Annotated in this window: 25 protein-coding genes; 13 read left to right on the top strand and 12 right to left on the bottom strand. The window is 73.2% G+C overall.

The window, feature by feature from the left end; genetic code table 11:
• Window positions 1-22 precede the first annotated feature (22 nt).
• The 5 genes from ABUL08_RS18135 to ABUL08_RS18115 all read left to right on the top strand — a co-directional run bounded on the left by ABUL08_RS18135 (window position 23) and on the right by ABUL08_RS18115 (window position 6119).
• Complete coding sequence (locus tag ABUL08_RS18135; protein WP_350931108.1) at window positions 23-1582, top strand: glycosyl hydrolase; 1560 nt, start codon at window positions 23-25, stop codon at window positions 1580-1582.
• A 245-nt stretch (window positions 1583-1827) separates the two neighbouring features.
• Window positions 1828-4119 (top strand): putative bifunctional diguanylate cyclase/phosphodiesterase, encoded by a 2292-nt coding sequence (locus ABUL08_RS18130; protein ID WP_350931107.1) that lies wholly within the window; start codon window positions 1828-1830, stop codon window positions 4117-4119.
• Between the two features lie 126 nt (window positions 4120-4245).
• On the top strand, window positions 4246-4884 hold the full coding sequence (locus tag ABUL08_RS18125; RefSeq protein ID WP_350931106.1) for a hypothetical protein: 639 nt from the start codon (window positions 4246-4248) through the stop codon (window positions 4882-4884).
• Window positions 4885-5025: 141 nt separating this feature from the next.
• Entirely contained in the window at window positions 5026-5784 is a 759-nt protein-coding gene (locus ABUL08_RS18120) for a MerR family transcriptional regulator (RefSeq protein WP_350931105.1), read from the top strand.
• Between the two features lie 50 nt (window positions 5785-5834).
• Window positions 5835-6119, top strand: a complete 285-nt coding sequence (locus ABUL08_RS18115; RefSeq protein WP_350931104.1) for a putative quinol monooxygenase — start codon at window positions 5835-5837, stop codon at window positions 6117-6119.
• 970 nt (window positions 6120-7089) lie between these two features.
• Here the strand turns inward: ABUL08_RS18115 and ABUL08_RS18110 are convergent.
• Both ABUL08_RS18110 and ABUL08_RS18105 read right to left on the bottom strand, forming a co-directional pair.
• Window positions 7090-8607, bottom strand: coding sequence for a GntP family permease (locus tag ABUL08_RS18110; RefSeq protein ID WP_350931103.1), 1518 nt, complete (start codon window positions 8605-8607; stop codon window positions 7090-7092).
• A 46-nt stretch (window positions 8608-8653) separates the two neighbouring features.
• Complete coding sequence (locus ABUL08_RS18105) at window positions 8654-10192, bottom strand: gluconokinase (RefSeq protein ID WP_350931101.1); 1539 nt, start codon at window positions 10190-10192, stop codon at window positions 8654-8656.
• Window positions 10193-10457: 265 nt separating this feature from the next.
• Here ABUL08_RS18105 and ABUL08_RS18100 point away from each other — a divergent pair, with 265 nt between their 5' ends.
• Window positions 10458-11621 carry a hypothetical protein gene (locus ABUL08_RS18100; protein WP_350931100.1) on the top strand — a complete coding sequence of 388 codons (1164 nt, stop codon included), beginning with the start codon at window positions 10458-10460 and terminating at the stop codon, window positions 11619-11621.
• A gap of 4 nt (window positions 11622-11625) precedes the next feature.
• On the opposite strand, the gene ABUL08_RS18095 is transcribed toward ABUL08_RS18100, so the two are convergent.
• On the bottom strand, window positions 11626-12057 hold the full coding sequence (locus ABUL08_RS18095; RefSeq protein ID WP_350931099.1) for a VOC family protein: 432 nt from the start codon (window positions 12055-12057) through the stop codon (window positions 11626-11628).
• Window positions 12058-12132: 75 nt separating this feature from the next.
• Here ABUL08_RS18095 and ABUL08_RS18090 point away from each other — a divergent pair, with 75 nt between their 5' ends.
• The 3 genes from ABUL08_RS18090 to ABUL08_RS18080 all read left to right on the top strand — a co-directional run bounded on the left by ABUL08_RS18090 (window position 12133) and on the right by ABUL08_RS18080 (window position 14622).
• Entirely contained in the window at window positions 12133-13308 is a 1176-nt protein-coding gene (locus ABUL08_RS18090; RefSeq protein WP_350931098.1) for an aminoglycoside phosphotransferase family protein, read from the top strand.
• Between the two features lie 64 nt (window positions 13309-13372).
• Entirely contained in the window at window positions 13373-14236 is an 864-nt protein-coding gene (locus ABUL08_RS18085) for a hypothetical protein (RefSeq protein ID WP_350931097.1), read from the top strand.
• On the top strand, window positions 14233-14622 hold the full coding sequence (locus ABUL08_RS18080) for a GntR family transcriptional regulator (RefSeq protein WP_350931096.1): 390 nt from the start codon (window positions 14233-14235) through the stop codon (window positions 14620-14622). Before ABUL08_RS18085 ends, ABUL08_RS18080 begins: the two co-directional genes overlap by 4 nt.
• A gap of 6 nt (window positions 14623-14628) precedes the next feature.
• On the opposite strand, the gene ABUL08_RS18075 is transcribed toward ABUL08_RS18080, so the two are convergent.
• Window positions 14629-15489 carry an AraC family transcriptional regulator gene (locus tag ABUL08_RS18075; RefSeq protein WP_350931095.1) on the bottom strand — a complete coding sequence of 287 codons (861 nt, stop codon included), beginning with the start codon at window positions 15487-15489 and terminating at the stop codon, window positions 14629-14631.
• Between the two features lie 316 nt (window positions 15490-15805).
• Here ABUL08_RS18075 and yidD point away from each other — a divergent pair, with 316 nt between their 5' ends.
• Window positions 15806-16198, top strand: coding sequence for a membrane protein insertion efficiency factor YidD (gene yidD / locus ABUL08_RS18070; protein ID WP_350931094.1), 393 nt, complete (start codon window positions 15806-15808; stop codon window positions 16196-16198).
• Between the two features lie 4 nt (window positions 16199-16202).
• Here the strand turns inward: yidD and ABUL08_RS18065 are convergent, their stop codons facing one another.
• The 6 genes from ABUL08_RS18065 to ABUL08_RS18040 form a co-directional block, all read right to left on the bottom strand.
• The gene (locus tag ABUL08_RS18065) at window positions 16203-16937 is read right to left on the bottom strand and encodes a YqjF family protein (RefSeq protein WP_350931093.1); all 735 of its coding nucleotides are present in this window, start codon (window positions 16935-16937) and stop codon (window positions 16203-16205) included.
• 104 nt (window positions 16938-17041) lie between these two features.
• Window positions 17042-19291 (bottom strand): catalase, encoded by a 2250-nt coding sequence (locus ABUL08_RS18060; protein ID WP_350931092.1) that lies wholly within the window; start codon window positions 19289-19291, stop codon window positions 17042-17044.
• Between the two features lie 89 nt (window positions 19292-19380).
• A complete protein-coding gene (locus ABUL08_RS18055; RefSeq protein WP_350931090.1) occupies window positions 19381-20346 on the bottom strand; it encodes an NAD(P)-dependent alcohol dehydrogenase in 966 nt (321 codons plus the stop codon).
• Window positions 20343-20567, bottom strand: a complete 225-nt coding sequence (locus ABUL08_RS18050) for a helix-turn-helix transcriptional regulator (protein ID WP_377521774.1) — start codon at window positions 20565-20567, stop codon at window positions 20343-20345. The genes ABUL08_RS18055 and ABUL08_RS18050 overlap by 4 nt, the downstream gene beginning before the upstream one ends.
• Window positions 20561-21019: a hypothetical protein gene (locus tag ABUL08_RS18045; protein WP_350931089.1), complete on the bottom strand. Its 459-nt coding sequence runs from the start codon at window positions 21017-21019 to the stop codon at window positions 20561-20563. Before ABUL08_RS18045 ends, ABUL08_RS18050 begins: the two co-directional genes overlap by 7 nt.
• Window positions 21020-21106: 87 nt before the next feature.
• The gene (locus ABUL08_RS18040; RefSeq protein ID WP_350931088.1) at window positions 21107-21475 is read right to left on the bottom strand and encodes a VOC family protein; all 369 of its coding nucleotides are present in this window, start codon (window positions 21473-21475) and stop codon (window positions 21107-21109) included.
• A gap of 167 nt (window positions 21476-21642) precedes the next feature.
• Here ABUL08_RS18040 and ABUL08_RS18035 point away from each other — a divergent pair, with 167 nt between their 5' ends.
• From ABUL08_RS18035 to ABUL08_RS18025, 3 genes are read left to right on the top strand one after another with little or no spacing between them, the layout of a single operon-like run.
• On the top strand, window positions 21643-22167 hold the full coding sequence (locus ABUL08_RS18035; RefSeq protein WP_350931087.1) for a PadR family transcriptional regulator: 525 nt from the start codon (window positions 21643-21645) through the stop codon (window positions 22165-22167).
• Complete coding sequence (locus tag ABUL08_RS18030) at window positions 22164-22835, top strand: ABC transporter ATP-binding protein (protein ID WP_350931086.1); 672 nt, start codon at window positions 22164-22166, stop codon at window positions 22833-22835. Before ABUL08_RS18035 ends, ABUL08_RS18030 begins: the two co-directional genes overlap by 4 nt.
• Window positions 22832-25072: an ABC transporter permease gene (locus ABUL08_RS18025; protein WP_350931085.1), complete on the top strand. Its 2241-nt coding sequence runs from the start codon at window positions 22832-22834 to the stop codon at window positions 25070-25072. The genes ABUL08_RS18030 and ABUL08_RS18025 overlap by 4 nt, the downstream gene beginning before the upstream one ends.
• Window positions 25073-25291: 219 nt before the next feature.
• Here ABUL08_RS18025 and ABUL08_RS18020 read toward each other — a convergent pair whose 3' ends face one another.
• Both ABUL08_RS18020 and ABUL08_RS18015 read right to left on the bottom strand, forming a co-directional pair.
• Window positions 25292-25522, bottom strand: coding sequence for a hypothetical protein (locus tag ABUL08_RS18020; RefSeq protein ID WP_350931084.1), 231 nt, complete (start codon window positions 25520-25522; stop codon window positions 25292-25294).
• Window positions 25500-25703, bottom strand: a complete 204-nt coding sequence (locus ABUL08_RS18015; RefSeq protein ID WP_350938688.1) for an FxLYD domain-containing protein — start codon at window positions 25701-25703, stop codon at window positions 25500-25502. The genes ABUL08_RS18020 and ABUL08_RS18015 overlap by 23 nt, the downstream gene beginning before the upstream one ends.
• Window positions 25704-26173 lie beyond the last annotated feature (470 nt).

The following is a 26173-nucleotide window of genomic DNA, read 5'->3' as shown; positions in this document are numbered from 1 at the left end:
CCCCCGACCCGAAAAGGTGACCATGCGAAGCAGAAGACTCCGCCTCGCGCTGAGCGCCGCAGCCACCGCCCTGGCCGCCGCCTCCGTCCTGACCGTCATCGGCCCCGCCGACGCGCACACCGTCACACCGGCCAACACCAACGCCTCCGCCTCGACGAAGAGCGTGCTGAACTGGCTCGCGCACCTGCCGAACCGCGGCAGCAACCGGATCGCCTCCGGCTTCTTCGGCGGCTACAGCAACAGCGGGTTCTCGCTCAGCCAGACCGAGGAGCTCAAGACCGCCACCGGTCAGTACCCGGCCATCCTCAGCTGCGACTACGGCTCCGGCTGGGCCACCAACAGCGACATCACCGCGCTGGTCGACTACTCCTGCAACTCCAGCCTGAAGTCCTGGTGGTCCAGCGGCGGCCTGGTCACCGTCAGCGTCCACTCGCCCAGCCCGGCCAACGCCAACGGCGGCGGACTGAACACCGCGATGAGCAACTTCAGCGACCTGCTCAACCCGTCCACCGCCGCCGGGGCCCGCTGGCGACAGCTCGAGGACAAGATGGCCGCCGGCCTCCAGGACCTGGAGAACGCCGGGGTGCCGGTGCTGTTCCGGCCGTTCCACGAGATGAACGGCGACTGGTTCTGGTGGGGCAACCGCGACCCCAACACCTTCAAGCAGGTGTGGCAGCAGATGTACACCTACTTCACCAGCACCAAGGGGCTGGACAACCTGATCTGGGTCTACTCCGCCGACTTCAGCCGCGGCAACCGCACCGCCTACTACGCGGGCGGCTCCTACGTGGACATCGTCGGGATGGACGCGTACGACGACAACCCGCAGGTCTCCGGCATCCAGTCCGCGTACAGCGAGCTGGTCGGGCTGGGCAAGCCGTTCGCCTTCGCCGAGATCGGCCCCGACACCACCGGCTCCTTCGACTACGGCAAGTGGGTCACCGCGTTCCAGCAGAGCTATCCGAAGACCAGCTACTTCCTGGCCTGGAACGACAGCTGGAGCCCGGCGCGCAACCAGGGCGCGAGCACGCTGTTCAACAACTCCTGGATCGCCAACCGGGGCGAGGTCGATCTGGGCAGCATCACCGAGCCCGGCGGCGGTGGCACCTCCAGCCCGCCCCCGCCCACCGGCGGCACCCTGCTCAACGGCTTCGAGTCCGGCACCGAGGGGTGGACCGGCGCCAACGTAACCGGCGGGCCGTGGCAGGTCAACGAGTGGGCGTCCCAGGGCACGTACTCGCTGAAGTCCGACGTCAACCTGGGGGCCGGGGCCGCGTACCTGAAGAAGACCGCCACCACCAGCCTCAGCGGGAAGACCACGCTGCGGGCCACCGCCCGGGTCGCCCCGTGGGGCACCTTCGGCACCGGCAGCCAGGCCAAGCTGTACGTCAAGACCGGCACCGGCTGGCAGTGGTTCGACGGCGGCTCCGTCGCGGTCACCTCCTCCGGCGCCAACCTCTCGCTGAACCTGGGCGGGGTGGCCAACCTCGGTGACGTCCGCGAGATCGGCGTGCAGTTCGTCCCCGGCAGCGGGGCCGGCGGCACCTCCGCCGTGTACGTCGACAACGTGACCATCCAGTAGCGACACCCGCGAGGCCCGGTCCGGCACCGTCCCGCCGGACCGGGCCTCCGTCGCTCCGTCTCCTCTCCGCCGCGTCCGTCGACCCCCCGTCGGAACGCCGTGTCACCGGCTCGCACCGGCACGGTGACGGGGGGCGGTGGACTCTGGCGGCGGCCCCGGCCGGTGGCTACGCTTGCGCCGTTCGCCGCCCGTGACCGGTCCTCATCGTCGAGGGTGCACGTCTGAGAGAGAGCCGGAGCGAATTAGTGCTGCCCCGAGACGTGAGCCGCGCCGTGGCACCGGCCCGGCCCACGCTGTCCGGCCGCGTCGGTCTCGTCGTGGCCGGTCTCGTCGTACTCGGGGAAGCTGCCTGGCTGGTGGCCCGACTGCCCGGCGCCGCCCTGGTCAGCGACCTCGGCGCGGTGGCCGTGGCGACCTGGGCGGCGGTGGCCTGCGTCGGCGCGGCCCGCCGACACCCCGCCCCGCTGCGACGGTTCTGGGGCCTGCTGACGGCCACCATGGCGCTCGCCGCGCTCGGCCGGACACTCTGGACGGTCGAGCGGCTGGGCGGCACCGAGCTGCCGCACACACCGCTGATCGGTGGCCTCTTCACCGCCGGCATCCTCACCGGCACCGCCGCGCTGCTCTCCTCGCTGGCGGCACCGCGCAGCGTGGTCGGGCGGGCCCGGACCCTCCTCGACGGGGTGATCGTCGGGCTGGCCCTGATCCCGATCGGCTGGGTGGTGGTCTTCCGCGACATCGCCGCCGCCGACCTCGCCGACCCGGTACGCACCTTCGGCCTGCTCTATCCGATGTTCGACCTGATGCAGCTCACCATCCTGGTCGCGGTCGCCGGCCCGTCCCGGCCGATGTGGCCGGCGCTGACCATGATCGGGGCCAGCCTCGCCACCCGGGCCGCCGCCGACGCCGCCTACGTGTCGCTCTTCGCACACGACGCCTACGCCCCGGGCCACCCGATCGACGTCTGCTGGCCGCTGAGCTACCTGCTGATCGGGGTCGCCACCCGATATCCACCGCCGCCGAGCTGTGCCGGCACCGAGGAGACCGCCGAGTCGCCGCTGCCGCCCTGGTGGCGGGTGGCCCTGCCCTACCTGCCGGTCGGCGGGGCGATCGTCGCCGTGATCCTCGCCCGTCGTCCCACCGGGCAGACCCCGCACCTGATCTTCCTCGGCATGATGACGCTGCTCGGCGTCCTCGCGGTACGACAGGGCCTGGCCGCCAACGAGAACCTGCGCCTCGTGGCCCGGCTGCGTCGGCTCGCCTACTCCGACCAGCTCACCGGGCTGCCCAACCGGCTCACCTTCAACCGTCGGCTGCGCCGCGCCCTGCGCGACGACGCCCCGGTCGCCGTGCTGCTGCTCGACCTCGACGGGTTCAAGCAGGTCAACGACCGTTTCGGGCACGCCACCGGCGACCGGCTGCTGACCGGCATCGCGGAACGGATGCGGGACGTCGTCGGCGACGACGGCATGATCGCCCGCCTCGGTGGGGACGAGTTCGCGGTGCTCGTCGACGCCGCACGGCCGGTGCCGCCGGAGCAACTCGCCGACCGGCTCCTCGCCGCCCTGGAACCGCTGCCCGGCGAGGAGGACCTCGGCGTGCACCCGTCGGCCAGCATCGGCATCGCCGAGTACGGCCCGCAGCACACCTCCCACACCGACCTGCTGCGCGACGCGGACATCGCCATGTACGCGGCGAAGGCGGCCGGCAAGTCCGCCTACCGGACGTGCACGCGGGCGCTGCGCGAGTCGGCGGTGTCCCGGGCCGAACTCATCGCCGACCTGCGCCGTGCCGTCGACGAGCGGCAGTTGCACCTGGAGTTCCAGCCCATCGTGGATCTGGCCAGCGGTGTGGTCCGCAGCGCGGAGGCGCTGGTCCGCTGGCGGCACCCCCGGCTCGGGACGCTGACCCCGGCGAAGTTCCTGCCGGTGGCCGAGGAGACCGGGCTGATCCTGCCGATCGACCGTTGGGTCATCCACGAGGCGTGCCGGGCCGCCGCCGTCTGGCGGGAACACGCGCCGGAGGCGACCGTCGCGGTGAACATCGCCGCCGCCCACCTGCGCCGGCCGGAACTGGTCGCCCTGGTCACCGACGCCACCGGCGGCGCCGGGCTCCCCCCGCACGCGCTCACCCTGGAACTCACCGAGTCGGCCCTGATCGAGGGGAGCGACGCGGTGCTGGCGCGCCTGCACCAGCTCCGTGAGCTGGGCGTCGGCATCGCCATCGACGACTTCGGCACCGGCTACTCCTCGCTGAGCTACCTGCACCGGATCCCGGCCACCGAGCTGAAGATCGACCGGTCCTTCGTCACCCGACTCGACGCCGAGGACAGCCGGGCGTACGCGACGGTGGAGATGGTCACGCGGCTCGCGGCGGCGTTCGACCTGACCGTGGTGGCCGAGGGGGTGGAGACCGACGGGCAGCACGCGGCGGTCACCGCGATCGGCTGCGTCCACGGCCAGGGCTGGCGGTACGGCCGCCCGGTGTCCCTGTCCGAGCTGCTGGCCACGCTCACCCCGGTCGACATGCCCCGCTGACCGGCCCGGCCGACGGAGGCCGAAGGTCCCGACCGGGACAGGGGGTTCGGCCCTGCTGGCGGCGGCCCGCCGACCGCCACGATGAGACGGTCACCGAGAAGCCGCCACATCCCCCAGGAGCACCCCATGAAGCGACGGACGTTGGACCTGCTGTTCAGCATCGGCGGGCTGGGCCTCGCGGTCCTGCTGCTCGTCGTCGGCATCGTCCTGACGACGAACGCCAACTTCGCCAACACCTACGTGCACGACCAGCTCAGCGCCCAGCACATCAGCTTCAAGCCGGCCGACAAGCTGACCGACGAGGAGAAGAAGGCCGACTGCCTGCGCGAGTACGCCGGTCAGAAGCTCACCACCGGCAAGCAGGCCGAGTGCTACGCCAACGAGTTCATCGGCCTGCACCTCAAGGCGATCGGCGGCGGCAAGACGTACGCCGACCTGGGCGAGCCGCAGACCGCGCTCAAGGAGCAGGTGGCCCAGGCCGAGCAGGCCAAGGCCGCCAACCTGCCGGACCTGCAGAAGCAGCTCGCCGAGGTGACCGCCCAGCGGGAGACCGTCTTCAAGGGCGAGACGCTGCGCGGCCTGCTGCTCACCTCGTACGGCTTCAGCGAGTTCGGCCGCAAGGCCGCGCAGGGCGCGCTGGCGATGTACCTCGGTGCGGCGCTGCTCCTGCTGCTCTCGCTCGCCGGCCTGGTGCACGCCTTCCGCACCCCGACCAGCGAGACGTTCGCCGCCCCGGAGCGGACGAAGGAGAAGGTCACCACCTGATCCCGCCGCTCCACCGCCCGCCCCGTTCGCCCGAATCCCCCCTCGGGCGAGCGGGGCGGTGTCGTGCGCGTCCGAGGGCAGAATCGGCCTTGACCCTCACGCTGCGGCAGGCGGGAGCCTGGTCGTGGAAGGGAGGGGACCATGGCGTACACGGTGGGTCAGGTGGCGCGGGCGGCCGGGGTGACGGTCCGGACGCTGCACCACTACGACGAGATCGGGCTGTTGTCGCCCCGCGGTCGCACGGCGGCGGGCTACCGCCGCTACGACGACGCGGACCTGGAGCGGTTGCAGCTCATCCGCGCGTACCGGGAGCTGGGGTTCCCGCTGGAGGAGATCGCCGCGATCCTCGACGACCCGGACGGCGACCCGTTGCCGCATCTGCGGCGGCAGCACGAGCTGCTGACCGGGCGGATCGGGAAGCTCCGGGAGATCGTGGCGGCGATCGAGTTCGCGATGGAGGCGAGGAAGTTGAACATCCCACTGACCCCGCGGGAGCGGTTCGAGGTCTTCGGCGACCACGACCCGGAGCAGTACGCCGAGGAGACGGAGCGGCGCTGGGGCGGCACGGAGGCGTACCGGCAGTCGGCCGAGCGGACGGCGCGCTATTCGAAGGAGGACTGGCTGCGCAACAAGGCCGAGAACGAGGACTGGGCGCGGCGGATCACCGCGCTGGTGGACTCGGGTGCGCCGGCCGACGGTCCGGAGGCGATGGCGTTGGCCGAGGAGCACCGGCAGCTCATCAGCCGCTGGTTCTACGACTGCTCGTACGAGATCCACACCGGGCTGGCGGACATGTACGTGGCCGACGAGCGGTTCACCGCGTACTTCGAGAAGATCCGGCCGGGAATGGCGGCGTACGTGAGCGAGGCGATCCACGCCAACGCGATCACCCGGGCGTGACTCGTCCGAGCTGACAGGATGGGTCGGACGGCTCCGCCACGGGAGGTCACGTGTTCATCGTCGCCGGCACCCTCTACGTCGACCCCGCCGAGCGGGACGCCTACCTGGCCTCCTGTGTGGAGGCCGTACGGGCGGCCCGCTCGGCGCCCGGCTGCGTCGACTTCGCGGTCAGCGCGGACCTGGTCGAGCCGGGCCGGATCAACGTGTACGAGCGGTGGGAGTCCGACGAGCAGCTGTTGGCGTTCCGGGGCTCCGGCCCGTCGGAGGAGCAGGCGACGGCGATCCTCGGCGCCGAGGTGCACAAGTTCCGCATCTCCGGCGTCGAGGCCCCCTGACCGCCGGGCGCGGCGGAGCGCACCGGATCGGCCGCCGTGCGCGACCGCCACGGGACCGCCACGGGACCGCCCTGCGCACGCTACGAACTTGATGGCATTCCTGTAATCAACCCTGGCCAGGCCGAGCGGGGCTTGGCCAACCGCGCCGCCTCGCGCCGCCTCGCGCCGCCTCGCGCCGCCTCGCGCCGCCTCGCGCCGCCTCGCGCCGCCTCGCGCCGCCTCGCGCCGCCTCGCGCCGCCTCGCGCCGCCTCGCGCCGCCTCGCGCCGCCTCGCGCCGCCTCGCGCCGCCTCGCGCCGCCTCGCGCCGCCTCGCGCCGCCTCGCGCCGCCTCGCGCCGCCTCGCGCCGCCTCGCGCCGCCTCGCGCCGCCTCGCGCCGCCTCGCGCCGCCTCGCGCCGCCTCGCGCCGCCTCGCGCCGCCTCGCGCCGCCTCGCGCCGCCTCGCGCCGCCTCGCGCCGCCCCGCGCCGCCCCGCGCCGCCCCGCGCCGCCCCGCGCCGCCCCGCGCCGCCCCGCACCGCCCCGCCCCGCGCCGCCCCGCACCGCCCCGCACCGCCCCGCACCGCACCGCCCCGCACCGCGCCGCCCCGCGCCGCCCCGCCCAGCCCCGCGCCGCCCCGCCCGCACCGCGCCGCGCCGCGCCCGCACGGGAGAGCCCCGGCGGCTTTCCGTGGGGGTGATTCATCAATGCCATCAAGTTCGTAGGCACTGAAGGGGACTACCCCGGGCGGCCGCCGCCCCAGGCCGTCCAGGCCGACCCGCCGGACCCGCCGGACCAGCCGGACCAAGCCGGACCAAGCCGGACCCGCCGGACCAGCCGGGCTGGCTGATGCCGGCCGAGGATGCGCCGGCCGTGGCCGTGTCGTCCGAGCCGACCACCTGGAGGGTGGACGGCCCGGTGACCCCGTACACCGGGCAGCGGGACCTGTGCGGCGGCCGGGTCGCGGCTGGCCGGCGGGGCCGAGCGGTCGGCTACAGGATGAGGTCGAGCAGGAGGACGCCGGCGAAGCCGACGACCGAGATGATCGTCTCCATCACCGACCAGCTCTTGATGGTCTGCCCGACGGTCAGCCCGAAGTACTCCTTGACCAGCCAGAAGCCGGCGTCGTTGACGTGCGAGAAGAAGAGCGAGCCGCAGCCGACGGCGAGGGCCAGCAGGGCCACCTCCGGCCCCTGGAGGGTGGCGGCCAGGGGCGCGACGATGCCGGCGGCGGTGATGGTGGCGACGGTGGCCGAGCCGGTCGCCACCCGGATGCCGACGGCGACCAGCCAGCCCAGCAGCAGCGGGGACAGGTCCGCGTTCTTGGCCGCGTCCGCGACCAGGTTGCCGACGCCGGCGTCGACCAGCACCTGCTTGAACCCGCCGCCGGCGGCGACGATCAGCAGGATGCCGGCGATCGCCGGCAGCGACCCACCGAGGAAACCGGAGACCTGGCTGCGGCTGAACCCGGTCCGGTAGCCGAGGAAGATCATGGCGAAGATGACGCCGGCCAGCAGCGCGACGATCGGCGTACCGATGATGTCGAGCGTCTTGCGGCCGCCGGTGCCCTCGGCGAGGGTCAGTTCCCCGATCGCGCGCAGCAGCATCAGCACCACCGGCAGCAGCACGGTGACCACCGCCGCCCAGAGCGCCGGCCCGCGCCGGGCGCGGACGTCGGGGGCCTCGTCGATCGGCTCGCCCGGGCGGCCGGCGCCCGGGTTGACCAGGTCGTCCTCGGTGACCAGGTCACCGTCGGCGTCGACCGGGCCACGGCCGGGCGTGGTCGGTCGCCGGTCGCCGGTGACCGAGACCGGCCGCCGGGTGGGCAGCAGCGCCTCCGGCGCGGTGGCGGGCACGTAACGGGCGATGAAGTTGCCGAAGACCGGACCGGCGATGATCACGGTCGGGATGGCGACCAGGAGGCCCAGCGCCAGGGTCTGGCCGAGGTTGGCGCCCAGGGCGTCGATCGCCACCAGCGGGCCGGGGTGCGGCGGCACCAGGCCGTGCAGCACCGACAGGCCGGCCAGCGCCGGGATGCCGATCTTCATCAGGGGTACGTCGGTCCGCCGCGACACCAGCAGCACGATCGGGACCAGCAGCACCACGCCGACCTCGAAGAAGAGCGGCAGCCCGATCAGGGCGGCCACCCCGGCCATCGCCCAGGGCAGGGCGCCGCTGGAGACCCGGTTGACCACCCGTTCGACGATGCCGTCCGCGCCGCCGGACTCGGCGAGCAGACCGCCGATCATCGCGCCGAGGGCGATCAGCAGTCCGACGCCGCCGACGGTGGAGCCGACCCCACCGCTGAACGAGGTGATGATCTTGTCGGGTGCCACGCCGGCGACCACGCCGAGCACGGCCGCGCCGAGGATCAGGGACAGGAACGGGTGCACCTTGCCCCAGGCGATGAGGAGCACCACCGCGGCGATGCCCAGCACGGCCGCGATGACCAGCTGGGTGTTGCCGGCGTTCGTCAGTGGTTCCGCCGGTGCGGCGAGCAGTGTGACCACGGCTATCACGACCTTCGGTAGTCGTCCGGGCCGGTAGGCCGGGCGATCACATGGGAGGAGCGGTGGGTGCGGATTCCGGCGGCAGGCTCGGGGCCAGCCGCCGCAGCGACGCGAACGTCGGAACGAGCGCGTCGTACAACTCGGAGAAGAGGGGGAGCAGGGCGGCGTAGGTGGCCGCGGAGGCGGGGTCGGGGCGTACCGTCTCGTCGATCTCGACCAGGTCGGCGGCGACGTCGATGGAGGTGATCAGGCCGAGGGCCTGCATGCCGAGCAGGGCCGCCCCGAAGCTCGACCCCTCGTGGCCGGCGGGGAAGCGGACGGGCATGCCGAGCGCGTCGGCGAGGATCTGCCGCCACAGCGGGCTGCGGGCGAAGCCGCCGCTGGCGCGTATCTCGCGGACCTCGTTGCCGGCGGCGCGGACCGACGCGAGGACCAGGGCGAGCTGCTGACAGACGCCTTCCAGGGCGGCCCGGACCAGGTGCTCGCGCCGGTGACCGTGGGTCAACCCGACGTATGCGCCGCGCGGCAGCGCGCTCCAGTGCGGCGCCCGCTCGCTGAGCAGGTACGGCAGCATGATCAGCCCGCCGGAGCCGACCGGTGCGCGGGCGGCCATCGCCAGCAGCTCATCCTCGGCGTGCTCGCCCAGCTCGGGGGCGAGCGCGTCGCCGGCCCACTGGAGCACGATGCCGCCGTTGTTGATGGCGCCGCCGACCACCCAGCGGTCGGCGGTGAGCGCATAGCAGAAGACACCGCCCAGCGGGTCGACGGCGGGGCGTTCCACGGCCACCCGCATCGCCCCGGAGGTGCCGATCGAGCAGGCCACCACGCCCGGCTTCACCGCGCCGAGCCCCAGGTTGGCCAGCGGCCCGTCGCCGGCCCCCACCACCAGCGGGGTGTCGACGGGCAGCCCGGTCGCCTCGGCTGCGGCGGCGGTGAGCCCCGGCAGCACGGTCGTCGTGGGCACCAGCTGCGGGAGCTGCTCTTCGGTGGTGCCGGCGATGCCGAGCGCCTCGGCGTCCCAGGTGAGCGTGTGGATGTTCATCAGCCCGGTGGCGGAGGCGACCGAGTGGTCGGTGACCAGCGTCTCGGCCAGCCGCAGCAGGATCCAGTCCTTGATGCCGACCCAGTGCGCGACCCGCTCGAAGAGCTTCGGTTGCTGTTCGGCGAACCAGACCAGCTTGGGCAGCGGCGCCATCGGGTGCACCGGGGTGCCGGTGCGTCGGTGCAACGCCAGCCCGGACGGCACGGCCCGCATCCGTTCGGCCTGCGCGCTGGCCCGCGAGTCGGCCCAGGTCACCGACGGGGTGAGCGGGGTGCCGTCGGCGTCCAGCCCGATCAGGCTGTGCATGGCGGTGCTGAAGGAGAGCCCGGCGATCGGCCCGGGCAGCTCGGCGACCACGGCGCGGACGCACTCCAGCACCGCGTCGAGGATGAGCTGCGGGTCCTGCTCGGCGTACCCGGGGTGCGGCTCGTCCAGCGGGTAGCCGGCGGAGTGGCTGGCGAGCTGCTGCCCGTCGGTGTCGTACGCGACGGCCTTGGTGCTGGTGGTGCCGATGTCCACCCCCACCACGACGGTCGGGTCCACGGATCCACCTCCTCGCGCGCCGCCGGTGGCGTCGGTGCCACTCGCTGCGGCTGACGTTACCGACGCCCGGGGGTGCCCGCACGGCGAAGCGGGACGGTCGAGATCGCGGGTCGGCGGGCCGGAATCGACGCAGCCGGTTACGACTATCGTTCGGGTCAATCAGCCGATCGGTCAGATTGGCGACTTACGCGTGTCTTGGGGGCCTTCCACCCCAGTTGACGTGAATGACACCCCGGATGGTGGCTCGCGCGGCGGAGGAGTCGGCGTGGCGAAGACGGATTCGACGGGTTCCACGTGGCGGTACCGGTGGGTGCACCGGCAGAACGAACGACGACAGCGGTCCTTCCGCGGCGCCGACGAGGCGTGGCGGCGGCGCGCCGACGAGCTGCGGCGGCTGCGTACCCTCGCCGGGTCCTTCCAGGGCTCCGTCGACGCGGGCGCCGGGCTGCCGATGGAGCTGGCCCCCGGCGAGGTGGTCTTCTGGACGCTCCCGGCCGCGCAACTGGTCGAGGTACGGCACACCGCCGTGCTGCCCGCCCCCGAGCTGACCGTCGACCCGGAGCCGCCGGCGGTGCGCCCGCGCCGGCCCGAGGGCGTCAAGGTCACCGACGCGGGACTCGCCGTGCTCACCAACCGCCGGCTGGTCCTGCTCGGCGGGCGCGGCCGGCGCGACTGGGCGTACGGGAGGATGACCGGACTGGCCCACGACCCGGCGGCCCCGGTGACGCTGATCCAGGTCCTGGACCGGCAGCGCACCTCCGGCCTGCTGCTGCCCACCGGCGCGGTCGCGGACTTCCGGTTCAAGCTCACCCTGGCCTTCGCCGACGCCATCGAGCAGCGCGCGGCGGTGGTCGCCCAGCTCGACGAGCTGATCGCCGAACACGCGCAGACGAGGCCGTTCCGCCCGGAGATCGCCACCCCGGCGCAGGCCCGGCGGCTCGCGCGGGTGCCCGGCGGCCGGCGCACCGTCGCGGTGGGAGCGGCCCTCGCGCTGATCGTGCCGGCGATGGTCTTCGAGTCGGACCCGCCGGTCCGGCCCGGCTCCGACGTCGCCTCCGCCGCGACCCCGGCGGCCACCGTCCCGCCCACGCCGGTCCCCCCGGCCGTCCGGATGGAGGAGGCGGTCGCGCCGAAACCGCGCCGGCACACCACCGCGCCGACCGCGCAGCCCTCCCGCACCGCCGCACCGCAGCCCGCCGTGGCGGCCCCCTGCGGTGCCCCGGTCAACCCGTTCGGGTACGACTACTGCGGCGACACCAGGATCAGCCGGCCCGCCCGGACGGTGTGCGACGTCTTCCGCTGCGCCCCGGGTTTCTGGTCCGGCCGGGGCTATCTCGTGCAGTGCCGGGACGGGCGGATCAGTCTCACCGGCGGGCAGCCCGACGCGTGCGCCGACCACCGGGGCGTCCGCCGGACGCTGTGGAGCTGACCGGTCAGGCGCCGAAGTCGGGGACGGTGAGGCTGCCGTCCGCCGCGAGCGGGAAGCCCGGGTTCCAGGCGATCTCCCACAGGTGGCCGTCCGGGTCGGTGAAGCAGCCCGCGTAGCCGCCGTAGAAGGTCTCCCGGGCCGGTCGGGTGACCGTGGCACCCGCGTCGGCGGCCTGGCGGAGGATCTCGTCGACCTCCGCCCGGCTGCGGACGTTCTGCGCCAGGCTCAGGCCGCCGAAGCCGTCACCGCCCTGGTCGGTCAGGCCGGCGTCGTCGGCCAGCTTGCCGCGCCCCCAGAGCACCACGGCGAGGCCGCCGGCCTGGAAGAAGACGGTCTCCTCGACCTCCTGGCCGCGCCAGCCGAGCCGTTCGTAGAAGGCGCGGGCCCGACCCAGGTCGGCCACGCCGAGCGTGACCAGGCTGATCCTCTGCTCCATGGCCGGACCGTACCGCCCCGGGCCGACCGGGTTAACCGCTCGCCCGTCGCGCGCCGCGGGGTTACCGTCCCCGGCGTGTCCCGCACCGTGACCCTCGCCCTGGTCGACGCAGACGGCGTCCCGCTGGGCAGCCTGCCCCCGTACGACGTGCCGGAGCCCTGGTGGCAGGAGGTCGCCTCGGTGGTCACCGAGGCCCGACGGCGGCACCACCTCGACGTGGCGGTGCTGCGGCTGCTCGCGGCGGACCGGCCGGAGCCGCCCGGCGGCCACCTCACCTACCTCGCGCAGGTCGCCGAGCGGCCGGCCGTGCCGCTGAGCCCGCCGACGTTCGACCTGTCGGAGGAGCCGCTGCGCGCCGCGTGGGCCCGACCGGGTGGCCCGGCGCGCAGCCTCGCCTGGGCGGCCGGGGAGCTGCGGCGGATCGGCCGACCGGTGACCGGCGTCGCGCAGCAGCGGACCTGGAACCTGTCGGCGATCTGGCGGCTCGACGGCGAGTGGGGCAGCGCCTGGCTCAAGCAGGTGCCGCTCTTCTTCCGGCACGAGGCGGCGGTGCTGCGTCGCCTCGCCGCCTCCGGCGTCACCCCCACCCTGCTCGCCGCCGACGACTCGGGCCGGATGCTGCTGGACCACGTGCCCGGCGAGGACCGCTACGCGGCCGACGTCGACGAACGCGCCGCGATCACCGCCGACCACCACGTCCTCCAGGTGCGTGCCGCCGCCGACGTGGCGGGGCTGGTCGCCGACGGCGTACCCGATCGTCGGGGGCCGGCGCTGGCCGGCTGGATCCGGACGATGCTCGCCCCGCACGACGTCTCCGCCGTGGCCGGTCTCCTGGCCGACCTGGACGACCGCCTCGACCAGGTACGTCGCTGCGGCCTGCCGGACACCCTCGTGCACGGCGACCTGCACCCGGGCAACGTGCGCGGGGACGGCCGGCGGCGGGTGGTCATCGACTGGGGGGACGCCTTCGTCGGGCATCCCGCCTTCGACCTGCTGCGGCTGACCGAGACCCTCGACCCGGCCGCGGCCGGTCGGCTGGCGGCGGAGTGGGCCGCCCGGTGGCGGGCCGACGTGCCCGGCTGCGACCCCGAGCGGGCGGTGGCGCTGCTCCGGCCGGTCGCGCCGCTGCGGATGGCCGCCGTGTACGCGATGTTCCTCGCCGGCATCGAGCCCAGCGAGCACCCCTTCCACGTCCACGACGTGCCCGCCTGCCTCGACGCCGCAGTGGCGACGCTTGTATCAATTGATTGACACAACAGCTTCGGTCGATCATGCTCTTTGTGTCAGACGACTCATACAAGCTGGGAGTGGCGACATGGCGACCGTGCTGGCCCTCGGACCCGTGCTCGGGTTCCTGCTCGTGGCCCTGCTGGCCCGACCGTCGGCGGAGGCCGACACCACGCCCGCCGCCGTCCGACGAACCATCCGGCGCTGGCGGTGGACCGGGCTGCTGCTGGGCGTGGTCGTCGCCGCCGTCGCCTGGGACCGGGACCCGCTGGGCCGGGGCGTGCTGCTCGCCGCGCCGCTGCTCGCGCTCTGCGTCCTGGCCGGCGTGGTGGTGGGGGAGACCCGCGCGGTCCGCGCCGCCGGCAGCACCCGCCGGGCCGCCCTGGAGACCCGCCGGGTCCGCGACTACCTGCCGCGCGTTCCCGGGTGGACGGTCGTCGCCGCCGGTGGCACGCTCACCGCCCTGCTGGCCGCGACCACCACCGCCGCCTCCGCCGACGACCTGGGCCGCGCCGGCCGCTCCCTGGCGTACGACTGCGGCCGGTACGCCGGCTCCCACGGCCCCTGGGCCGGCTCCTTCTACAGCCTGCCGCTCGCCGCGGTGGTCGGTGTCGGCGTGCTGCTCGCCGGGCTGGCGCTGCGCCGGGTGGTCGGGCGGCCCCGCCCCCAGGACGCCGTCGGTGACCTGGTGCCCGACGACGCCGAGCGGCGTCGCTCCGCAGCCGCCGTCACCGGTGCCGCCGGCCTGCTGCTCACCGTCCCGCTGATCGGCGTCTCCCTGGTCACCGCCGCCGGCCTGCTGGCCAGCCCGTGCCGGCCGGTGTGGTGGACGGCGACCGCCTGGCTGCTGATCCTGCTGGTTCCCGGCTGGCTCGCGCTGCTCGGCTGGAGCGGGTCCGCCCTGCTGACCGCCGGCACCCGACCGACCCGACCCGTCCCGGTGCCGGCGTGAGCGCACCCCCGACCCTCCAGGTCAGGGCCGACGACCCCACCCCGCCCTACGAGCAGCTGCGGCGGCAGCTCGCCGAACTGATCGGCGCCGGGGTGCTCGCCCCCGGGGACCGGCTGCCGCCGCTGCGCCAGCTCGCCGGTGACCTCGGCCTCGCCGTCGGCACCGTGGCCCGCACCTACCGCGAGTTGGAGGCCGGCGGGCTGGTGCGCTCCCGCCGCGGCGGCGGCACCCGGGTCGCCGAACGGGCCGTCCCCGAGCCCGCCGACGAGCGGAGACAGGCCCTCGACCGGCACGCCACCGCCTACCTGCGGCAGGCGCGGCTGCTCGGCGTCGACCGCGAGGCGGCCCTCGACGCCGTCCGGCGGGCCTGGGCCGCGCAGGGGTGATCCCGGTCAGGCCCGGCGCACCGGGATCCACAGTTCGGCGTCGGCGTGCCGCCCGTCCGCCGACACCCGCACCTTGGAGATCTCCGGGCCGGGCCGGCTCTCGTACGGGTTCGACGGGAACCACTGGGTGAACACGTCCCGCCACAGGTGCTGCACCGCCTGCGGGAACTCGCCGGCCGTCGCGAAGACCGCCCAGTCGCCCGCCGCCACCGGCAGCGTGTCCAGGTCTCCGGGTACGTCGGCACCGGTCACCGCGCCGAGCCAGTAGTCCAGCTCGGAGCCCTCCGCCCGGTCACCCACCAGGTTGTCGCTGACGTTGACGACGCCCCGCGGCTCCTGGTCCGACAGCGCCTCGATCCGGCGTACGGTCGCCGGCTCGACGCCCCGGACGAAGGCGACGATGTCCGGGTTCATCCCCTCGTGGACCAGCGGGACGCGGGCCTTCCGCCCGACCAGATGGAAGGCGTCCTTCGCCACGATCCGGTATCGCATGGTGGTGCTCCCTTCGACGACGAGTCGGAAGGACATCCGGGGTTGGGAGTGCAGCGTCGCCCCCGTACGCCGGGCCTCGCGCGGACCGATCCCGTGCACGGCGCGGAACGCCCGGGCGAAGGCCTCGTTCGAGCCGTAGCCCCAGCGGACCGCGATGTCGAGCAGCGACTTCTCACCGGCCAGCACCTCCGCGCCCGCGACGGTGAGGCGTCGCCGCCGGACGTACTCCGACAGCGGTACGCCGGCCAGCGCGGAGAAGAGCCGCCGGAAGTGGTGTTCCGAGGTGACCGCGATCCGGGCCAGCTCGGCCACCTCGATCCGCTGGTCGAGGTGGCGCTCGATGTGCTCCATGGCCTGATTGAGTCGCTCCAGCACCCGGTGCTCCTTCCGTCTTCCGCCACCGACGCTAGGCGTCACCGCGGGCTCCCACCCGACCCGGGAGAACCCGCTCCGATCGGGTCCCGGCCAGCCGCGGCAGCGGCCTTGGCTGCTCGGGGCCCCAGCCGACAGGCGCCGTCCGGGTCCACGCCGTGCGAGGCGGCAGGGCCGGCGGATCACCAGGTCCCCACGCTGGTCGTGCGGGAGCGCCTGGCGCGGGCCCTCGACATGCGGCTCGATGTCCGCTTCTCGCCCGACGTCGACGCCGCCTGACCCGGATCGGGTTGCCGGGCACTGGCGTGGGTGTCGCATCATGTGCGGCGTGATCAACCTCTGGCGGAAGCGGCACCACAAGAAGAAGCACAGCTCCAACGACTGCGACGGCTGCGACGGGATCCAGTTCTGCGACGACGTCCCCTGCTGCGACTTCGGGCTCTTCTCGTTCCTGCTGACCCTCGGCTCGGTGGCGGCGGGCGCGACCCGGGCGCCGGTGGTGGACCGGGCCGGTCGGGCGGCGATCCTCGGCTACCGGCGCTGGCTGTCGCACCGCTGGCCCGGCCAGTGCCGTTACACCCCCACCTGCAGCGCGTACGGGTTGGCGGCGGTGGAACGTCACGGCCTGGCGACCGGCGGGCGGATGGCCGCCGACCGGTTGCGCCGCTGCAGGCCGGACGTGCCGCGCGGCACCCACGACCCGGTGCGCTGACCGGTCAGCGCAGCGTCGTCGGGGGCCCGAAGACGACCGGTACGCCGGGGGAGTAGAGCACGCTCACCGGCGGGCCGGCCATCGGCGGCAGCCCGGCGGCGGTGACCAGTTCGTCGTCGAGGTGCAGCAGCTCGGCCCGGTGCAGCGGCCAGCGCGGATGCCAGTTCGGCAGGTGCAGGGTGCGCCCGTACGCCCGGGTGTGCAGCCCCCAGCGGGCGGTGACGAAGTGATCGAGGGGCGTCGGGTCGGCGACGGGTGCGCCGACCCGGACCACCATCCGGCTCGTCGCGCCCGCCGGACCGGGCCACCGCCGCCGGCAGCGGTAGGTGAGCCGGTCGCCGTCGCGTTCCAGCCGCATCGACGACCATTTGTACGGCAGCCGCAGCGCGGCCTGCGCCACCAGCACCGGCACCAGCCGCGACGCGTCGAGGGAGCGGAACACCACGGCCCGCCGCCCGGTGCCGTCCACCGAGTACAGCCGGACGTTGGTCTCCCAGAAGGTGCCGAAGTACGGCACACCCGGCCCCCGGCCGAGGCCCAGCCCCACCATCCGGAAACCGATCAGCCCGACGTACGTCCGGCCGTCGAGGGTGTCGGGTCGGGTGCCGGCGGGCAGCAGCGGCGCGACCAGCTCCGGCGCGACCGCCCAGTGCAGGAACGTCAGGTCCTGCCAGCGTTGCCCCAGCACCGCCCACGGGAACGCCCGGCTGGGCGCGGCGTCGACCGGCTCGATGTCCACCTGCCCATCGTGCCAGCCGGGCGACCGGGACCCGCGCTCCCGGCAGGAAGACGGGCCGTGACCAACGCCTCCGCTGGTCACGACCCGTCCTGCTGATCGGTGGGTCAGGCGATCGACGCCGGGAACCGTTGCCAGACCCGGTGCGCCGCCATCAACTGCTGCACGGTGCCGAGCACGTCGCTCGCGGACTCACCGGTGACGACGCCGGGCGTGTCGGCCACCCCGGCCGCCCGCAGCACGTCGACGCCGCCGTCCCACGCGCCGATCGCCTTGGCGTGCCGCCAGCACTCCTGGACCAAAAGCAGCACGCGCGGGTCGACGTTCGCCGGGCCGGGTGCGCCGGCCTTCGCGTCCCGGGCGGGCAGCGCGTCCGGTGCCGGTGCGGGCGCGCCCGCCAGCAGCAGCGCGTCGAACTCGACCGACCGGCCGGTGGCGAAGGTCCGCTGCACCGGCAGGCCGCCGATCATGCCGCCGTGCGGGGCGATCAGCAGCGGCACCATGCCGGCGTCGAAGACCGCGCGTCGCAGCGTGCCGAGGCCGTCGAGGTCGCTGTGCTCGTCCACCACGATGCCGATCATGCGGCCGTCGGCCGGCCACTCCCGGCCGACCTGCGACAGGGCCGGGCTCGGCGTGACCTCGGCGAGCGGCCGGGTGGACTGCGGTGCGGGCAGGCCCAGGCCGGTGGCGACCTGCGCGCAGAGCACCGGGTCGATGTCGGCCAGGCACTGGAGCTGCCGTTCCTTGATCGCCTGGTGATAGCACTTGCCGAGCTCGAAGGTGTAGGCGCGGACGATGTGTTCCTTCTCGACCGGCGACATGCTCTGCCAGAAGAGCCGGGCCTGGCTGAAGTGGTCGTCGAAGGAGGCCGGGTTGGCGCGTACCTTCGGCGCCTCGGCCACCGTGACCGGCACGTCCACGAAGGCGTGGTCGGCGTCGCCGGCCGGGAAGGGGTTGCCCCCGTCCAGCGAGTTCGGCCGGTACGGCGCGACTCCCGCGTGGACGGCGTGCTGGTGGTAGCCGTCGCGGAGCATGTCGTTGACCGCCGCGTGCGGCCGGTTGATCGGGATCTGCGGGAAGTTCGGCCCGGCCAGCCGGGTGAGCTGCGTGTCCAGGTAGGAGAAGAGCCGCCCCTGCAGCAGCGGGTCGTTGGTGACGTCGATGCCCGGCGGCAGGTGGCCGAGGTGGAAGGCGACCTGCTCGGTCTCGGCGAAGAAGTTCGTCGGCGTCCGGTTGAGGACCATCCGCCCGACCGGCTGCACGGGGGCGAGTTCCTCCGGCACGATCTTCGTCGGGTCGAGCAGGTCGATCCCGGCGAAGGTCTCCTCAGGCGTGTCGGGGAAGACCTGGATGCCGAGTTCCCACTCGGGGTACGCGCCGGCCTCGATCGCGTCGTACAGGTCGCGGCGGTGGAAGTCCGGGTCGATGCCGGCCAGCAGCTGCGCCTCCTCCCATTCCAGGGAGTGCACGCCGAGCTTGGGCTTCCAGTGGAACTTGACCAGCACGGTCTCCCCGGCGTCGTTGACCAGCCGGAACGTGTGGACGCCGAAGCCCTCCATGGTCCGGTAGGAGCGGGGGATGCCCCGGTCGGACATGTTCCAGATGGTGTGGTGCTGCGCCTCGGTGTGCAGGGAGACGAAGTCCCAGAAGGTGTCGTGCGCGCTCTGCGCCTGCGGGATCTCCCGGTCCGGGTGCGGCTTGGCGGCGTGGATGATGTCGGGGAACTTGATCGCGTCCTGGATGAAGAAGACCGGCATGTTGTTGCCGACCAGGTCGAACGTGCCCTCGTCGGTGTAGAACTTCGTGGCGAAGCCGCGGGTGTCGCGGACCGTGTCGGCCGAACCGCGCGAACCGAGCACCGTGGAGAAGCGGACGAAGACGTCGGTCTCCTTGCCCTTCTTCAGGAAGCCGGCCCGGGTCAGCGCGTCAGCGGTGCCGTACCCGGTGAAGACGCCGTGTGCCCCGGCGCCCCGCGCGTGCACCACGCGCTCGGGGATGCGCTCGTGGTCGAAGTGGGTGATCTTCTCGCGGAAGTGGTGGTCCTGGAGCAGGACCGGGCCGCGCGGCCCGGCCTTCAGCGAATGGTCCGTGTCGCGCAGGCGGGCCCCCTGCGCGGTGGTGAGGAACCGGCCCTGCTGCGCCTTGGCGCTGGCGGGCGCGCCGGTCTTCGCGCCGGTCGGGGTACGCGTCTCCGGTGCCCCCTGCTCCGGCTTCGGCGGCAGGGGGTCGTGCGGGGTGGTGGGCTCGGCGAGGGACGGCGGGGCGCTGCCCGGCACACCGGGCACGTCGGGGGTGAGGACGTCGGCGACCTTCTCCACGACGTCCTTGACCACTTTGGCGGGCTTGCTGGAATCCATGGACGTGTTCCTCCGTGCAGCGTTGACGAGCCGGCATTTCGCCCGTACCCGACGACTGGGGCAGCAAACACGCCGTGTCGATGTCGTTGTCAGAGAGTGATGACCACCTTGCCAGTGGTGTGTCCGTTCCCGACGTGCCGGATCGCGTCGGCCACTCCGGCCAGCGGGAAGGTCCGGTCGACCACCGGGCGCACCTGCCCCGCCTCGATGAGTTCCGTCAGCGCCGTCAGGTTCGCGGTGCTCTCCTTCGCGACCAGCGGCACCAGCCGGGGGCCGACGAACGGCGACAGGGCCAACGCCCGGAGCTGCCGGTCGAAGCCCTGCAACCACTTCCCGTCGCTGGCCTCCCCGCCGACGAGCACGAGCGTCCCGGACGGGGTGAGCACCCGGCGCAGCCGGGACAGTGGACGGTTGCCGCCGGTGTCGATCACCACGTCGTACCGCTGGTCGGGGAGGTCGGCGCGGGTGTGGTCGACCACCTCGGTCGCGCCGAGGGCGCGGACCAGGTCGAGCTTGCCGGGCCCGCAGACGCCGGTGACGTGCGCACCGGCCGCGCGGGCGAGCTGGACGGCGTACGTGCCGACGCCGCCGCCGGCGCCGATGACGAGGACCCGCTGGCCGGGCCGGACCCGGGCCGCGTCGCGGACGGCGGTGAGCGCGGTCTGCCCGGAGACGGGGACGGCGGCGGCCTCGGTATAGCTGAGGTTGCCGGGTTTCAGGGCGAGTCGGTCGGCGGGGGCGACGGCGTAGGCGGCGAAGGTGCCGGCGCCGGTGCCGTAGACGGCGTCGCCGGGGGTGAACCCGGTGACGCCGGGGCCGACGGCGGTGACCACGCCGGCGAGGTCCAGCCCGGGGACCTGGTTGCGGGGGCGGCGCAGCCCGTAGCCGAGGCGCAGCAGGTAGGGCAGGCCGGTCATCAGGTGCCAGACGCCGGGATCGACACCGGCCGCCCGGACCTGCACGAGCACCTGACCCGGTCCGGCGGTCGGCCGGTCGACGTCGGCGACGCGGAGCACCTCGGCCGGGCCGTACCGGTCCTGGACGACTGCCTTCACGATTCCTCCTGCGGGTACTGGAACACGTCGGTGAGGGGCACGCCGAAGACGGTGGCGATCTGGAACGCCATCTCCAGCGAGGGGGAGTAGCGGCCCTGTTCGATGGCGATGACGGTCTGTCGGGTCACGCCGATCCGGCGGGCCAGCTCGGCCTGGGTCATCTCGTCGTGCGCGAAGCGCAGCGCCCGGATGGCGTTGGTGATCCGGGTCGGCTTCACCACGACTGGAATCCCCGCCGGTAGGCGACGATCTTCGCGGCGGAGCCGACCACCGCCGACAGCACGAAGCAGAGATAGATGACGTTGGCGATCCAGAACTGGTCCCAGTCGGCGAGGGCCATCGCCAGGGCGGCCACCCCGCCGACGATCACGAAGGACTGCCCGATGTGTTCGCCGACCCGGTGGATCTCCCGGTCCCGCTGGTCCTTCTGGTTCGCCCCCTCGGGCGAGACGATCGAGACCACGATGTTCAGCACGATGGACGTGACGATGGCCGCGCCGATCGTGGTCAGCAGCGGGCCCGCGTAGGCGACGTCCGCGAGCGGTCCGCCGCCCGCGCGGCCGAGGACCACCATCACGTACGCGGCCCAGCCGGCGACCGCCACCAGCGCCAGGATCCAGGCGCGCTTCTCCTCGAAGGCCACGACACTCCCCAGGTAAAGAATCTTTGACATCGTCAGTGTCAAGCGCAGCCGACACGATGTCAAGAATTCTTTACCTGGGGTTCTGCCCTGACTGCTCTGGAGGGGTGGCCCTTCAGGTCACTCCGGGGCGTGGCAGACGGCCTCGACGTTGTTGCCGTCCGGGTCCCGGACGAATGCGCCGTAGTAGGTCGGGTGGTATTCCGGCCACACCCGGGGCGCGTGCAGCACCTCCGCACCGGCCGCCACGGCGGCCTCGTGGAACGCGCGTACCGCGGCGCGATCCGGCGCGGTGAAGGCGATGTGCGACTCGGGGACCTCGCCATCGGTCCCGTTGGGGGTGAGCCAGAAGTCCGCGTGGTCGGTGCCATAGCCGATCGCCTCGCCGAAATCCATCATCCGGCGTCCGCCCAGCGGCGCGAGCACGTGGTCGTAGAAGGCCGCGTTGGCCTGCAGGTCGCGGACCGGAACGGACATGTGGTCGAGCATGCTGCTACCTCCTGAGCTGTCACTGATCGCGCCAGGCTAGGGCCACCCGGTGACAACTTCGCCGCCTCCGCCCCGGGCCGTCGCGCCGCCGCGTGGTGTGTCGCCGGATCCACCCTCCTACCCCCGGTGTATATACGCGGTGTATACCTCCGGTGTAGGGTGACGGCATGAGCGTCCCCATGACCCTGCTCGGCCTGCTCGAACGCGAGCCCAGCCACGGCTACGACCTGAAGCGCGACTACGACTCCTTCTTCAACCGGGGCAAGCCGCTCCCGTTCGGCCAGGTCTACGCGACCCTCGGCCGGCTCGCCCGCGACGGCAAGATCGTGGTCGGTGAGGTCGAGCCGGGCGTCGGCCCCGAGCGCAAGCGCTACGTCATCACCGACCAGGGCGCGACCGAGTTCGAGTCGTGGCTGACCGAGCCGGTCGAGGCCGAACCCAACCTGCAGACCGTGCTGTTCAGCAAGGTCGTGCTGGCCCTCATGCTCGACCGCCCCGCCGAGGAATACCTCGACGCCCAGCGCGCCACCCACCTGCGGCGGATGAAGGAACTCACCGCCGTCAAGCGCGGCGGCAACCTGGTCGACGTCATGCTCGCCGACCACGGCCTGTTCCACCTCGAAGCCGACCTGCACTGGATCGACACCACCGTCGCCCGGCTGGACGCGCTACGAAAGGTGGTGAAGGGATGACGGCCATCGAGGCGCGCGACGTCGTCCTCTCCTTCGGCGAGACCCCGGCCCTGCGCGGTGCCAGCGTCGCGGTCGACCCGGGCGAGATCGTCGCCATCATGGGCCCCAGCGGCTCCGGCAAGTCCACCCTGCTGCACTGCCTGGCCGGCATCCTGGTGCCCGACACAGGTGAGATCCACTTCGACGGCCACCGGATCGACACCCTGAGCGAGCAGGAGCGCAGCATGCTGCGCCGGGACCGGTTCGGTTTCGTGTTCCAGTTCGGACAGCTCGTGCCCGAGCTGACCGCCGAGGAGAACGTCGCGCTGCCGCTGCTGCTCTCCGGCGCCAGACGGGCCGCCGCCCTCGCCGAGGCGCGCCCCTGGTTCGCGCGGCTCGGCCTCGACGGCCTGGAACGCCGCCGCTCCGGCGAACTCTCCGGCGGGCAGGCGCAACGCGTCGCACTGGCCCGCGGCCTGGTCGCCCGGCCCAAGGTGCTCTTCGCCGACGAGCCGACCGGCGCGCTCGACTCGCTCACCGGCGAGCAGGTGATGGACCTGCTCGTCACCTCCGCCCACGAGGAGGGCACCACCGTCGTCCTGGTCACCCACGAGGCCCGCATCGCCGCGTACGCCGACCGGCAGGTCATCGTCCGCGACGGCAAGGTGAACGCGCTGGTGGGCGCATGATCCGCTTCGGCCTGCGGCTGGCCCTCTCCGGCGGCCGGGAGGCCGCCGTCCGGCTCGTCATCATCGCCGCCGCCGTCGCGCTCGGCGTCGGCATGCTGCTGACCACCCTCGCCGGGATGAACGCGGTCGACGCGCAGAACCAGCGGTACGCCTGGCTCAACACCGCCGTCGCCCCGGCCGCCGCCGACCCGACCGCCGACCCGATGTGGTTCCTGATCCGCCAGGACTACTTCCACGGCCGGTCCATCGGCCGGGTCGAGGTCGCCGCGCTCGGCCCGCACGCACCCGTCCCGCCGGGCCTGCCGCGGCTGCCCGGGCCGGGTGAGTTCTACGTCTCGCCCGCGCTGGACGACCTGCTGCGGACCACCCCGGCCGCGCAGCTCGGCGACCGCTTCCCCGGCCACCGGATCGGCACGATGGGGCCGGCCGCGCTGCCCTCACCCGACTCACTGCTGATCCTGATCGGCCGCACCCCGGCCGACCTGGAGCCGCTCGGGGCCCGGCGCGTCGACCAGATCATGACCACCTCACCGAGCGACTGCAGCCACGGCTGTTACGTCGGGATCGACTCCGACGGCATGACCCTCGTGCTCTCCGTCGTCGCCGCCGCGCTGCTCTTCCCGGTGCTCATCTTCATCGGTACGGCCACCCGGCTCGCCGCCACCCGACGCGAGCAGCGCTTCGCCGCGATGCGCCTGATCGGCGCCACCCCACGGCAGATCTCCGTCATCTCGGCGGTGGAGTCGACCGTCGCGGCCGTGGCCGGCACCGCCGTCGGGTTCGGCCTCTTCCTCGCGCTCCGCCCGGCACTCGCCGCGATCCCGTTCACCGGCGAACGGTTCTTCACCGCCGACCTGTCGCTCAACCTCGTCGACGCCCTGGCCGTCGCGATCGGCATCCCGCTCGGCGCCGTCGTCGCCGCCTGGCTGGCCCTGCGTCGGGTGCAGATCTCACCGCTGGGCGTGACCCGGCGGGTCACCCCGGCACCGCCCGGCGCCTGGCGGGTCGTCCCGCTGCTGGCCGGGGTCGCCGAGTTGGCGTACTTCATCGGGCGGCGTCCCCCGACGACCAACGGGCAGATCACCGCGTACCTCTCGGGGTTCGTCCTGATCCTGACCGGGCTGGTGCTGGCCGGGCCGTGGCTGACCATGCTCGGTGCCCGCCTGCTCGCCGGGCGGGCCAGCCGGCCCGCCACCCTCATCGCCGGTCGGCGCCTCGCGGACAACCCCAAGGGAGCGTTCCGGGCGGTCAGCGGCCTGATCGTGGCGCTCTTCGTCACCAGCGTCGCCACCGGGGTCATCACCACCTACGTCGCCAACCGGGGGGAGCCCCGCACCGACTCGGTGGCCGCCACCTCCCTGTCGACGTGGTTCCCACCTGAGGAGGGACCCGCGCCGACCGCCGACCGGTTCCCCGCCCTGTCGACCATCCCCGGGGTACGCAGCGTGACTCTGGTCCACGCCAACCCGGTCGACACGCCACCTCCGATGGAGTTCCGGGCGGGCACCGCCGCCTATCGGAGCTGGTGGCCCGGCATCATCACCTGCGCCGAGCTGGAACGCCTGGCCGTGTTCGGCAGGTGCGCCGCCGGCGCGCAGGTCGTGGCCGTGGCCGACGACCTCATCGGCGAACGCGCCTGGGACCTGACCAACGACAGCTACGTCTGGCCCGCCGCCGACGCCAGCCCCGCGCAGGTCGACCGGCAGCCGATCCGGTCGGTGGTCGTCGACACCACCAGCCGCGCCGCCTTCGAACAGGCCCGCACCATGCTGATCAACGCCTTTCCGGCGGCCCGGTTCCCGTCCAGCACCGCCGAGTGGGAGTCGGACAGCGCGCGGCAACTGGTCCAGTTCCAACAGCTCGCCAACGTCATCATGCTGGCCAGCCTGCCGATCGCCGGCTGCAGCCTGGCGGTGAGCGTGGCCGGCGGGCTCAGCGACCGGAAGCGCCCGTTCAGCATGCTGCGCCTCACCGGGGCCCAGCTCGCGACCCTGCGCCGGGTGGTCGCGCTGGAGACCGTGGTGCCGCTGCTGACCGTCTCGGCGGTGGCCATCGGGATCGGCTTCCTGGCCGCGCACCTGTTCCTGCGGGCCCAGCTGCACTACACGCTGCTGCCGCCCGATGGGTCGTTCTATCTGATGGTCGCGAGTGGGCTGGCGGTGTCGCTGGGGATCGTTGCCTCGACGCTGCCGCTGCTGCGCCGCATCACCGGCCCGGAGACCGCCCGCAACGACTGAGCCGGGCAGCGGTGGACCTGCCCGCGCAGGTCCACCGCTGCACCCCTGCGGCAGGGACCACCTCAGCGGATGGCGCTAACAACCAGCAGCAGCGGCGTACGCGACACAGGATGCGGGCTTGCCGGTGGTGATCGGCGTGCTCTTCACCACGATCTTGCCCGACGGCGGAATGAGGTCAGGGTAGTCGGAACCGCCGCCGACGATCTTCTTCGCCGCGTTCTAGCAGATGACCCCGATCCGGACATCCTTGAGCGGCTCGGCCTTCGGATTGCGCACCTCGAAGGTGGCGTTGTATTCCTTGTCGCCGTACTCCGACTTGGTAATCTTCGCTGGGCCGGTGGGCACCTCCGGGGACGGCTCATCGGAGAAGGCGCCCAGATCCTCGACGAGTAGGGTCGCCTCGACCTTGGCGGCCTTCTGCCCCTTCTCAAGGTCCACCTGCGTGGTCACGGCCAGTTTCTGCCCCCGGCCGGGTGAAGGACTCGACCTGGGACTGGCTCTTGAGTAGCGTCCCGGCGGCGTCGGAGACGTTGAACTGCACCGTCACGGTCTGACCGACCTTCTCGGAGGTGTTCTCCACCAGGGCGACGACCGCGACGTACTCGTCGTGCTGACCGAATCCGGTCTCCAGAATGGCTCCCGTCGGCTTGGCCGACTCCGCCGACTGTGGGGGGCTGATGCGCCATCAGCCGAGGATGCCTGCGCCGTCTTGTCGGCCTCGCCGCCGCAGCCGGCGAGGAGCAGCACCGAGCACGCTACAAGTCCACTGATCCGAAGCCTCATATGTATGTCCAGTGTCCCGGCCTCAGAGGGTCACCTCAGTCCGTCACCTGCCGCTGGCTGGCCCACGGTAGACCTCCAGTTTCTATAACCCGTGCCCTGAGCTGGGGAGGATCCCGGAGCGCCGCAAGTAGTTGCCCTCGGGCAATCTCAACTTCGTAGGTTATTGACAGTGCAGAGAGATGATGTGGGACCGGCTGAACGGGTGATTGCCGGGGGGTCCCGCTGCTAGGAGCTCTCCCGGTAATCTTCCCGGCACACCTTGTGGGGAGGTGGGGGCGATGCTCGCGGGCTGAAGGTGCTGTCCAGGTTGGACGCGGG

The organism is Micromonospora sp. CCTCC AA 2012012 (assembly GCF_040499845.1).
In the GTDB taxonomy this organism is placed as follows: Bacteria; Actinomycetota; Actinomycetes; order Mycobacteriales; family Micromonosporaceae; genus Micromonospora; species Micromonospora mangrovi.
This window is presented reverse-complemented; position numbering and strand designations above follow the sequence as displayed.